The organism is Desulfatiferula olefinivorans (genome assembly GCF_054657895.1).
Genome location: NZ_BAAHXV010000003.1, coordinates 245,309 through 257,051 on the forward strand (window position 1 = coordinate 245,309; position 11,743 = coordinate 257,051).

9 protein-coding genes are annotated in these 11,743 nt (G+C 46.8%); all 9 read left to right on the forward strand.

Going from position 1 to position 11,743, the window contains the following annotated elements; genetic code table 11:
* The first annotated feature begins 20 nt into the window (after positions 1–20).
* The 9 genes from ACYQ11_RS04240 to ACYQ11_RS04280 all read left to right on the forward strand — a co-directional run bounded on the left by ACYQ11_RS04240 (position 21) and on the right by ACYQ11_RS04280 (position 11,726).
* Positions 21–920 (forward strand): XrtA system polysaccharide deacetylase, encoded by a 900-nt coding sequence (locus ACYQ11_RS04240; protein WP_459922500.1) that lies wholly within the window; start codon positions 21–23, stop codon positions 918–920.
* A gap of 132 nt (positions 921–1,052) precedes the next feature.
* Entirely contained in the window at positions 1,053–3,005 is a 1,953-nt protein-coding gene (gene asnB / locus ACYQ11_RS04245) for an asparagine synthase (glutamine-hydrolyzing) (RefSeq protein ID WP_459922501.1), read from the forward strand.
* A gap of 218 nt (positions 3,006–3,223) precedes the next feature.
* Entirely contained in the window at positions 3,224–4,243 is a 1,020-nt protein-coding gene (locus ACYQ11_RS04250; protein WP_459922502.1) for an adenine nucleotide alpha hydrolase family protein, read from the forward strand.
* Positions 4,240–4,494, forward strand: a complete 255-nt coding sequence (locus ACYQ11_RS04255) for an acyl carrier protein (protein WP_459922503.1) — start codon at positions 4,240–4,242, stop codon at positions 4,492–4,494. Before ACYQ11_RS04250 ends, ACYQ11_RS04255 begins: the two co-directional genes overlap by 4 nt.
* 763 nt (positions 4,495–5,257) lie before the next feature.
* Positions 5,258–6,844 (forward strand): ATP-binding protein, encoded by a 1,587-nt coding sequence (locus ACYQ11_RS04260; protein WP_459922504.1) that lies wholly within the window; start codon positions 5,258–5,260, stop codon positions 6,842–6,844.
* A 185-nt stretch (positions 6,845–7,029) separates the two neighbouring features.
* Positions 7,030–8,031: an ATP-binding protein gene (locus tag ACYQ11_RS04265; RefSeq protein ID WP_459922505.1), complete on the forward strand. Its 1,002-nt coding sequence runs from the start codon at positions 7,030–7,032 to the stop codon at positions 8,029–8,031.
* A gap of 8 nt (positions 8,032–8,039) precedes the next feature.
* Positions 8,040–8,579, forward strand: a complete 540-nt coding sequence (locus tag ACYQ11_RS04270) for a PD-(D/E)XK nuclease domain-containing protein (protein WP_459922506.1) — start codon at positions 8,040–8,042, stop codon at positions 8,577–8,579.
* A gap of 296 nt (positions 8,580–8,875) precedes the next feature.
* The gene (locus ACYQ11_RS04275; RefSeq protein WP_459922507.1) at positions 8,876–10,435 is read left to right on the forward strand and encodes a class I adenylate-forming enzyme family protein; all 1,560 of its coding nucleotides are present in this window, start codon (positions 8,876–8,878) and stop codon (positions 10,433–10,435) included.
* 634 nt (positions 10,436–11,069) lie between these two features.
* Positions 11,070–11,726 carry an exosortase C-terminal domain/associated protein EpsI gene (locus ACYQ11_RS04280; protein ID WP_459922508.1) on the forward strand — a complete coding sequence of 219 codons (657 nt, stop codon included), beginning with the start codon at positions 11,070–11,072 and terminating at the stop codon, positions 11,724–11,726.
* Positions 11,727–11,743 lie beyond the last annotated feature (17 nt).

The window sequence follows — 11,743 nt, forward strand, 5'->3', positions numbered from 1 at the left end:
GCCTCCGTGGTGAATAAACTATGTCAATCGTAACACCCCCCGGAACCATCATCCTTACCATCGATGTGGAAGACTGGTTCCAGGTTGAAAACTTCAAAGGCAGCATTTCATATGATTCATGGGGTAAACGTGAGATCCGGATCGAAAAAAACACCCGCCTTCTTTTAGATCTGTTCGATTCCATTAAGACCGGTTCATCAGAAGACTCAAGCCATCCCAAAGCGACCTTTTTTATTCTGGGCTGGGTCGCGGAACGATTCCCCGGTCTTGTCCGCGACATTACCGACCGGGGGCATGAAGTGGCGTCTCACGGTTACATGCACCATTTGTGCAGTCAGCTCTCCGAAGCGGATCTTCGTTCCGATCTGTTAAAAAGTAAAGCCCTGTTGGAAGATATTACGGGGACCGCTGTTTCAGGCTATCGGGCCCCCAGTTTTGATATTGGCAGAAAGACTCTGCCTCTCATCGAATCCTGCGGTTTTTCCTATGACTCAAGCTACAATTCCTATGGAGGACACGGTCGATACGGCCGCGTCGATTTTTCATCATACAAACAAAACGGCATCGCCATTGCGCTTTCGGAGTCATTCTATGAACTGCCGATCAGTAATTTGTCTTTCATGGGAAAAACCATCCCCTGGGGGGGAGGCGGTTATTTCAGGCTGACACCCTCATCACTGTTTCACAAAGGAGTAAGACGTATTATCGATAAAGATGGGGCCTTTCTCTTTTATACCCATCCCTGGGAATTCGATCCCAACCAGCCTCGGGTGGAGGACGCTCCGACTTTCTTTAAATTCAGGCATTATGTGAATCTTCACAAAACCCATAAAAAACTCGTCGATTTCATAACGACATTCAAATCGCTGAACTTTATAACCTGTAAACAATACCTCAGTGCCATTAACGTAGAACCATGATGGGCACACTTTGTTTTACCTCTCTTACGAGCGACACACAGTAGGATGGGCAAAGCAACGCGTGCCCATCAACTTGACTCTCTAAGTTTCCTGGTGACTTAACCCTCTTATTCAATCTGACATTATAATCCTATGTGCGGCATAGCCGGTATCATCAATTACAATCGTCCTGAAGACAAAACACCTCTTTTGCGCAGCATGGTTCGGATCATCCGTCATCGGGGGCCTGACGCCATGGGCCTTTTCGATCAGGGGCCTGCCGGACTGGGGCATGCCCGTTTGAGTATCATCGACCTCAACACGGGTGACCAGCCGGTGTACAATGAAGACCGGACCCTTTGCATCGTCTATAACGGTGAGGTGTTCAACTATCCGGACCTTCGGCGTGAGCTGATCGCGGCAGGCCATCGTTTCTATACCGAATCCGATACCGAAGTTTTGGTTCATCTTTATGAGGAACACGGAACGGATATGTTTCGAAAGCTCAACGGTCAGTTTGCCTTCGCTTTATGGGACAGCCGCAACGAAACGCTTCTTCTGGGGCGGGACAGGGTGGGAATTCGACCCCTTTTCTATCATGAAGATCATGGACGGCTTGTGTTCGGCTCCGAGATCAAGGCCATTTTTACCGATCCCGACGTACCACGGCGCCTGGATCCTCAGACAATCTCCGACATTTTTTGTTGTTGGGCGCCACTCGGCACATCCACGGCCTTTGAGGGGATTCATCAGCTTCCTCCAGGGCATTTTGCCGTTTATTCCAGGCAGGGTCTTTCCATCTCACCTTACTGGACCTTAAGCTTCAGCGAGCCCTGTGATACGGCCCGCACCTGCGATGAGTGGGTTGAGGTCATGGGCAGCCTTCTTGAAGATGCGGCACGCATAAGATTGCGGGCCGATGTTCCTGTGGGGGCGTATCTGAGCGGCGGAATTGACAGCACGTATATCAGCAGCCTGATCAAACATAAATTTGATAATCATCTCAATACCTTTTCCGTAGGGTTCGCCGATCCCCGTTTTGATGAAACCCGTTTCCAGAAAATTGCTGCCGAACGCATCGGGACCGATCATCATTATGTCCATTGCACCGATGCCGATATCGGGCGCCTTTTCCCCGAGGTGGTCTGGCATACGGAAGTCCCTGTTCTTAGAACAGCTCCCGTTCCGTTGTTCATGTTGTCCGAGCTTGTGAGGAAGACTCGATTCAAAGTGGTTCTGACCGGGGAAGGGGCCGACGAAGTCTTTGCCGGATACAATATCTTCAAGGAAGACAAGGTACGTCGGTTTTGTGCCCGAAGGCCGGATTCAACCCTTCGCCCCCGACTCATCGAACGTCTTTACCCGTATATTTTCACACAGGAAAACAGCAAAGCCCGGGTGTTTTTAGAAGGGTACTTCAAACGGCATCTGACCGATACCGGGCTACCCTATTATTCCCATGTACTTCGTTGGCAGAATACCTTTCAGATCAAGGGCTTCATGAAAAAAGACCTTGCCCTTCAAACGGGAGCGTTTTCTCATTTTGCCGATCGATTCACAACCTCGCTTCCTTCCGGCTTTATGGCCTGGGATGCCTTGTCTCGTGCGCAATACATAGAAAATACAATTTTTTTATCGAACTACCTGCTGTCTTCCCAAGGGGACCGCATGGCCATGGGGCATTCCGTCGAAGGCCGATACCCTTTTCTGGATTACCGGGTCATTGAAATGGCCACCCGCATTCCTGTCGATCTGCGTCTGAACGGACTGACTGAAAAATACATCCTCAAACAAATCGCACGGGGTTTCATTCCAGACACGTTGGTCGACCGGCCCAAACAACCCTATCGCGCTCCGATCAGCGCCTGCTTTTTCGGAAAAGACAAACCGGACTATGTCGATGAACTCCTGAGCGAACGGGCCCTTGATCAGAGCGGATACTTCGAACCCAAAAAGGTGATGCACCTGATCGACAAATGCCGTAAAAGCGAGGCCAGTCTCCTCAGCGAACGGGAAAACATGGCCATCTGCGGCATCCTGTCCACCCAGTTGCTCGATCATATGTTCATTCGGAATTTTTCGTCTAACCGGACGTTTAACTGTTAATGAGGCAGGGAGAATTCGGAGCGCATGTTCGCATGGAAGACGTGGACAGCGTGGACGGAGTGGACCCGGTGGACAGGTCATACGGCCGGCATTAGCCCCTCGTTCCCAGTCTTAGCCTGGGAATGCCTTTCGCACGGCTCCTGCGATGCTTGCTGGAAAACAATACAACGTCTGTTTTCACGCCTCCGTGGTAAACAAAAAATAAAAGGACAACCCACATGACCCAACATCAACCCTTGACCCTCTGCACACGCTGCATTTTGCCCGAGACTTTTCCCGGCATCACCTTTGATGATCAGGGCGTCTGCAAGTACTGCAGGCAGGAAGAGAAAAAAAACATCCAACTTCATGAAAAGAAAGATGAATACCGTCACCGTCTGGACGATCTGATCCGTGAAGTCCGTGATCAGGCACCGGTCTACGATGTGATCATGGCTTACAGCGGAGGCAAGGATTCAAGTTATACGCTGAAATTGCTGTGTGACCATTATAATCTCAGAATTCTGGCCGTGACCCTTGACAATCATTTCGTATCACCCTCGGCATTTGAGAACATCAAAAAAGTAGCCGATCATCTCGGAGTGGATTCGATGATCGTCCGGCCGCCCTGGAATGTCATCAAAGAGATGTTTGCTCTTACAGCGAAGGAAGACGTGTTTTCCCGAACGACTCTTCTTCGGGCCAGCAGTGCCTGCACCGCCTGCATCGGGATCGTTAAGAACATGATTCTGAAGATGGCCCTTGAAATGTCCATTCCCCTTGCGGCGTTCGGATGGTCTCCCGGCCAGGCTCCCATTCAATCGGCCATCATGAAAACCAATCCGGATATGGCGTCACAGGGACAACAGGTCCTGCTTAAGGCTTTCCCCGAACCCCTTAGAAAAAAAATGGCATCCTACTACGTGCCGCCTGAATATTTTGAAACCCGCAGGGAGCAATTCCCCCAGAATATTCATCCGTTGGCGTTTTTCGACTACAACGAAAAACGGATTATCGAGGAACTGAAAACCATGGGGTGGGCGGAACCCGACGACACCGATACAAATTCATCCAACTGCCTGATGAATGCCTTTGCCAACCAGTGTCACATCGAACGACACGGCTTTCACCCCTATGTCTGGGAGATTGCCAACATGGTCCGGCAGGGCATCATGGATCGGGAAGAGGGCATGGAGAAAATATATTCAGGACAAAACATGACCATGGTTAACTATGCGAAGGAAAGGCTGGGATTATGAGTGACATCAAAGACAAAGTAAGAACATTTATCGTGGACAATTTTCTTTTCGGAGACGCCGGATCCCTGAACGACGAGACATCTTTTTTGGGTGAGGGCATCATTGATTCAACCGGCATTCTCGAAATGGTCGATTTCATCGAAGAAACCTTCGGATTTTCCGTAGAAGACGATGAGCTGGTCCCCGAAAACCTTGACAGCATCAAAAACCTTGAAGCCTACATCACCAGAAAAACCCAAAACGCAGCTTAAATTGCACCACGGAGACACTGAGAACACAGAGAAAAACGAGTGTATCTTCCGCCTTGCCAATGAGTCCTTATCCCCGGCCGCCGTCTCCCGGCCGGCGATAAAAAACCAACTCCGTGCTCTCCGTGCCTCCGTGGTGAAAAAATAAAAAAAACCACAGAGACACGGAGAGCACAGAGAAAAAACAATAAAACCCATGATGGGCAAAACATCGGAAACCCATTATTCGAATATTATAGTCAGCCGCCGTCTCCCGGCTGACTATAAATACATCCAAACTCCGTGACCTCCGTGCCTCCGTGGTGAATAATAAATACCAACACCGGCAATACCAACGACAAAGTACCATTAAACAACCCTTGGGCCTTATGCCCATCTGAGTTCTTATCCCCGGCCGCCGTCTCCCGGCCGGTGATAAAAAAACCCAACTCCGTGCTCTCCGTGCCTCTGTGGTGAATAATAAAACCCAACACCTTCAATACCAACGACAAAGTACCATTAAACAACCCTTAGGCCTTATGCACCCATGAGTTCTTATCCCCGGCCGCCGTCTCCCGGCCGGTGATAAAAAACCCAAGTCCGTGTCCTCTGTGTCTCCGTGGTGAATAATAAATACCAACACCGGCAATACCAACGACAAAGTACCATTAAACAACCCTTGGGCCGTATGCACCCATGAGTTCTTATCCCCGGCCGCCGTCTCCCGGCCGGTGATAAATAAATCCAAACTCTGTGCTCTCCGTGCCTCCGTGGTGAACCCAAAAACATGAAACAACTCCCCATCGGCATAGCGAACTTCCATGAAATACGCACCAAAGACTGCTATTACGTGGACAAGACCCCCTTCATCAAACGCCTGGCCGATGAAGGCAAATACTATTTTCTTTCCCGTCCACGGCGTTTCGGGAAAAGTCTGTTTATCGATACACTCAAAGAAGCCTTCTCCGGCAATAAAGAATTGTTCAAAGGGTTGTTTCTTGAAAACAACTGGGATTGGAGTGATAAAAATCCGGTTATTCATATCAGTTTTGGCGCAGGGATCATTGAAGACAGGGGGAATCTTGACAAGCGGTTTGACAACTTTTTGAAACTTCACGCCGAAGACCATGGGCTTGAACTAAGATCCGATACCCTTGCCGATCGCTTCAGTGAGTTGATTCGTCTCCTTTATCGACAATACAATAAAAAAGTGGTTGTCCTGGTCGATGAATACGACAAGCCCATTCTTGACAACATTACGGATCGACAAAAGGCTATAGAGATTCGAAAAGGGCTGAAAAACCTTTATTCAGTTATCAAGGACAGTGATGTTTATATCAAGTTCTGCCTTTTGACCGGTGTCAGTAAGTTTGCAAAAGTCAGCCTGTTTTCAGGGCTCAACAATCTTGAGGATATTACGCTGCAATCCGATTACGCAACCCTGTGCGGCTATACCCAGCATGAGCTTGAAACCGTATTTCACGATCAATTGATCGGCGTGGATCTTGAAAAGTTGAAACGCTGGTATAACGGTTACAATTTTCTGGGTGACCCGGTATACAATCCCTTTGATATACTTCTTTATTTTCGGGAAAAGAAATACAAGAATTATTGGTTTGAGACGGCAACGCCCGGATTTTTAATTAATCTTCTTGTTGATAAACACTATTATATTCCAAAATTCAATCAGATCGAAGTGGGAGAGGAAGTTCTGGGAAGTTTTGATATTGAGCAAATCTATCCGGAAACACTTATGTTTCAGACCGGCTATCTGACCATTCGGGAGGAGAGCCGTTTAGGAGAGATGCTGCGCTATCATCTTGCCTTTCCCAATAACGAAGTGGAATCAAGCTTCACAAATGCTTTATTGAATTATTTCGTAACGGACATTGTTTCGAAAAACGATAATCAGGCCCGATTATACAACCTGTTGCAAACAAACGATTTAGACGGCCTGAAAGACGTGTTTTATTCATTCTATGCGTCCATTCCCAATGATTGGTACAGAAAAAACACCATAGCCAATTACGAAGGCTACTACGCATCCATTTTCTACTGTTATTTTTCAGCTTTAGGTCTTGACGTCATCACTGAAGACACGACGAACAAGGGTAGAATTGATCTGACGCTGACCTTTGAAAACAGAATCTACATTTTTGAATTCAAAGTCGTCGAACTGACAGACAATCAAAACAAAGCGATCGAGCAGATACGAACAAAAAAATATCATGAAAAATACGTCAATAATTTCGACGAAATCTATCTGATCGGCGTTGAATTTTCCCGCAATACCCGAAATATTGAACGCTTCGACTGGGAAAAGTATGTTCACCACGGAGACACGGAGAACACAGAGAAAAGCAGCAAAAACTAACTCCGTGCCTCCGTGGTGAACCCAAAGTTATCCCACAGAGACTCAAAATCGCAGATAACCAAAGCGCCCATACCGCCCCTGACCCGGCATGCCCATGAGTTCTTAAAGTCAGCCGTCGTCTCTCGGCTGACTTTAAATAAATCCAAACTCCGTGCTCTCCGTGCCTCCGTGGTGAACCCTAAAACATGAAACAACTCCCCATCGGTATAGCCAATTTCCATGAAATACGCACCAAAGACTGCTATTACGTGGACAAGACCCCCTTCATCAAACGTATGGCCGATGAGGGCAAATACTATTTTCTTTCCCGTCCACGGCGTTTCGGGAAAAGTCTGTTTATCGATACGCTCAAAGAAGCCTTCTCCGGCAATAAAGAATTGTTCAAAGGGTTGTTTCTTGAAAACAACTGGGATTGGAGTGAAAAAAGCCCGGTTATTCATATCAGTTTTGGCGCAGGGATCATTGAAGACAGAGCGATTCTTGACAAACGGTTTGACAACTTTTTGAAACTTCACGCCGAAGACCATGGGCTTGAACTAAGATCCGATACCCTTGCCGATCGCTTCAGTGAGTTGATTCGTCTGCTTTTCCGGAAATATAATCGAACGGTTGTTGTTCTTATTGATGAATACGATAAGCCCATTCTTGACAACATTTCAGATCGGCAAAAGGCCATAGAACTCCGGGAAGGGCTGAAAAACGTTTATTCCGTAATTAAAGACAGTGATGCCTATATAAAGTTCTGTCTCTTGACAGGTGTTAGTAAATTTTCAAAGGTTAGTCTTTTCAGCGGATTGAATAATTTAAATGATATTACACTTGACCCACGGTTTGGAGATATTTGCGGTTATACTGAAAAAGAATTGGGAGAGGTCTTTAGAGACAGGTTGTCCACCGTTGATCAACACCAGATGAAAATTTGGTATAATGGCTACAATTTTTTGAAAAGTCCTGTCTACAATCCTTTTTCCTGTCTGCTTTATTTTGATAAAAAACAGATTGGCAATTACTGGTTTGAAACAGCTACCCCCACTTTTTTGGTGAAATTAATCGAAGAAAACAGATATTTTTTGCCGGACATTGAAAATCTGAAAGCCGGGGAAGAAATACTTGGCAGTTTCGATACGGATGATATCATTATTGAAACACTTTTGTTTCAGACCGGCTATCTGACCTCCGTGACATAGAAGAACCTTTGCCGGGCCAGCGTTTTTACAGGCTATGCTTTCCAAATAAAGAGGTAAGGACAAGCCTGAATGCATACCTTCTGAATTCACTCAGCAACGTCAAAGGTCAGACGGGAAGTTACAGAATAGATCTGATTAAGGCGCTTCAGGAAGGAAAACCCGATCAGCTCTATAACGCGCTATTCGGTTTGTTTTCGTCTATTCCCTTTGATTGGTATGGAAACAATAATCTGGATAAATACGAAGGATACTATGCATCGGTCACTTATGCCTGTCTTGTATCACTCGGGTTTGACGTAGTCTGTGAAGATACCACGAATAGGGGCAGAATTGACCTTACCCTGTTCGCAGAGGATAAAATTTATATTATTGAGTTTAAGGTGGTCGAACACATCAACGATAAAACCAAAGCTCTTGATCAGATCAAAGCCAGAAAATACCACGAAAAATATCGGAATAAGGCCTGTGATATATATAGAATCGGAATGGATTTCAGCAAAGAAGAACGAAACCTTACCCGTTTCGAATGGGACCTGATAAAAAAATAAATTCACCACGGAGACACGGAGAACACAGAGAAAAACAAAACATCGCAAACCCATTATTCGAGTTCTTAAAGTCAGCCGTCGTCCGGCTGACTTTAAATAAATCCAAACTCCGTGATCTCCGTGTCTCCGTGGTCAATAATAAAACCCAACACCGTCAATACCAAGGACAAAGTACCATTAAACAACCCTTGGGCCTTATGCCCACCTGAGTTCTTATCATCGGCCGCCGTCTCCCGGCCGGTGATAAATAAAAACCAACTCCGTGCTCTCCGTGCCTCCGTGGTGAACAAAAAAATATGACCCAAAATCCAAAACTCATCCATCATTTTCTCGAGCAAAGCGCCCAAGCCTACCCTGATAAAACCGCCATCATCTATCAGGAAAACAGGATCACCTACGCCGAGCTCAACCAGGCCGCCAACCGTCTCGCTGCTTATTTAATAGACAATAACGTCAAAAAAGGCGCCCTGATACCCCTGATGTTCGAAAACGGCGTGGATTATGTCACGGCCTATTTCGGTATCCTCAAGGCCGGCGCCGTGGCCGTCCCGTTGGGTACGGATTTAAAACCCGAGAGCCTTTCCTATTATCTGAAGGAACTCGAATCCGATATCATGCTTGCCTCAGGTCGATTCGAAAGACTTTTAAAGGCTACGGCGCTTTCTGAGCTTGGAATAAAATCACTGGTTCTTTCAAATCCTGCATCACCTCAATCTACACACGGCATAAATGCCGCCGATTTTACCGAAATCATCCGTAGTGACGGGTCACATCACAATCCGTCTGTTTCGTTAGACCCTGAAGCCCTGGCCAACATCATTTACACATCAGGTTCCACCGGAACTCCGAAAGGCGTCATGCTTTCCCATCGGAACGTAGTGGCCAATACCAATTCCATCTGCCGTTACCTGAAACTGACCGACAAAGACATTCAAATGGTGGTTCTCCCGTTTTTCTACGTGATGGGCCAATCTCTGATGAACACCCACCTGGCTGTTGGGGGGACGTTGGTCATCAACAATACCTTCGCCTATCCAGCCTCGGTCATTCAGCAGATGATCGACGAAAAGGTCACCGGTTTTTCCGGAGTACCGTCCACCTATGCCTATCTGCTTCACAAATCTCCCCTCGAAGCCCGAAAAGACGAGTTGGCCCACCTGCGCTACTGCTCCCAGGCCGGTGGCCATATGGCCAGCCATCTCAAACTGAAACTCAGAGAGATTTTACCATCTCACACTGATATTTACATCATGTATGGTGCCACCGAGGCCTCAGCCCGCCTGGCCTATCTTGAACCGGATCAATTATCCCGAAAGACCGATTCCATCGGCAAAGCGATCCCTGATGTTGATCTTTTCGTAGCGGACAATGACGGAAAACCTCTGCCTGATGGCCAAATCGGTGAACTCATGGCCAAAGGCCTAAACATCATGATGGGATATTTCAAAGACCCCGAACTCACATCAAAAAAACTCGGCCCTGAAGGCTACCACACCGGTGATCTTTGTTATCGTGATAGTGAAGGCTATTTCTTTCTTTCTGGCCGGCAGGATGATCTCATCAAAGTCGGCGGCCACCGTATCAACCCCCAGGAAATCGAAGACACACTGATGGCAAGCGACTTCATCGTTGAAGTCGCCCTCCTCGGACTTCCCGACGCATTGATGGGCAACAAGCTTGTCGCTGTCGTCGTTCCCAAAGATGAAACGTTCGAAAAATCCGACTTTATGCATTATTGCCAAAAGACCATGCCCCGCTTCAAACATCCATCGAATATCGTCTGTACGCGGTCCTTACCCAAAAAAGCCAGCGGAAAAATCGACCGATTCAAATGCCTTGATCTGATAAAAACATAAGAATTCACCACAGAGACACGGAGAACACAGAGAAAAACAAACATTTTTACCTGTCTTGACCATGAGTTCTTATCACCGGCCGCCGTCTCCCGGCCGGTGATAAAAAAAACAACTCCGTGCCCTCCGTGCCTCCGTGGTGAAAAAAAAGAATCATAAAACAACAGCGCAAATCACCAACGACAAAGTATCATAAACATTAACCGGACCGCATGCCCCCATGAGTTCTTATCACTGACCGCCGTCTCCCGGTCGGTGATAAAAAAAACAACTCTGTGCTCTCTGTGCCTCCGTGGTGAATAAAAAAGAACCTTAAAACAACAGCGCAAATCACCAACGACAAAGTATCAATAAACATTAACCGGACCGCATGCCCCCATGAGTTCTTATCACTGACCGCCGTCTCCCGGTCAGCGATAAATAAAACCAACTCTGTGCTCTCTGTGCCTCCGTGGTGAATAAAAAAGAATCATAAAACAACAGCGCAAATCACCAACGACAAAGTATCAATAAACATTAACCGGACCGCATGCCCCCATGAGTTCTTATCACTGACCGACGTCTCCCGGCCGGGGATAAATAAAACCCAACGCCGTGTTCTCCGTGCCTCCGTGGTGAACCCAAAAAAAGAAACCCAATGAATTCATTCCTAAAACAAGTATCATCCAAACGCCTGTATATTCTCAGCGCTCTCATGCTGGCCGCCTTTCTATATGTGAAATTCATGAACCACGGGCGGGAAATGCAGCCCTTACAACCTTTTTCGTCATTTCCAAAAACAATCAATGAATGGAAAGGGAAAGAACAGTTTTTTTCAAAAGAAATCTATGACGCCGTTGGCGTCGATGATTCAGTTCTCGTTGATTATTCGAACCCTTCTGGCGAGAGTGTCCAATTATATATAGGTTTCTACAGAAGCCAGAGAAAAGGCGACCTCATTCATTCCCCGAAGAACTGCATGCCAGGGTCAGGATGGGAAATCACACGAACCAGTATGGAAGATCTTACGTTATCAGATGAAAGGCCTATCCGTATTATCAAGCTGGACCTGGAAAAAGGCCCGCAAAAGATGATCGTCCTCTATTGGTTCCATTCCCGCGGTCGTATCATCAATTCCGAATACAAACAGAAAATATATCTGGTCTGGGATTCCATCTTCCGTAACAGAACCGATGGTTCTTTTGTCCGGTTGATTTCGACAGTGGATAAAGAAAGCCCCGAAGAAACATTAGACTCAGTGAAAACGTTTGCCACCCAACTTTTACCCATTCTGGATGATTTCATCCCGCAATAAAACGAAAAAGATAATTG

Excerpts from the sequence above, each read along its gene's own strand:
- ACYQ11_RS04240 (WP_459922500.1), top strand. The coding sequence starts at position 21 with ATGTCAATCGTAACACCCCCCGGAACCATCATCCTTACCATCGATGTG.
- asnB (WP_459922501.1), top strand. The coding sequence starts at position 1,053 with ATGTGCGGCATAGCCGGTATCATCAATTACAATCGTCCTGAAGACAAA.
- ACYQ11_RS04250 (WP_459922502.1), top strand. The coding sequence starts at position 3,224 with ATGACCCAACATCAACCCTTGACCCTCTGCACACGCTGCATTTTGCCC.
- ACYQ11_RS04255 (WP_459922503.1), top strand. The coding sequence starts at position 4,240 with ATGAGTGACATCAAAGACAAAGTAAGAACATTTATCGTGGACAATTTT.
- ACYQ11_RS04260 (WP_459922504.1), top strand. The coding sequence starts at position 5,258 with ATGAAACAACTCCCCATCGGCATAGCGAACTTCCATGAAATACGCACC.
- ACYQ11_RS04265 (WP_459922505.1), top strand. The coding sequence starts at position 7,030 with ATGAAACAACTCCCCATCGGTATAGCCAATTTCCATGAAATACGCACC.
- ACYQ11_RS04275 (WP_459922507.1), top strand. The coding sequence starts at position 8,876 with ATGACCCAAAATCCAAAACTCATCCATCATTTTCTCGAGCAAAGCGCC.
- ACYQ11_RS04280 (WP_459922508.1), top strand. The coding sequence starts at position 11,070 with ATGAATTCATTCCTAAAACAAGTATCATCCAAACGCCTGTATATTCTC.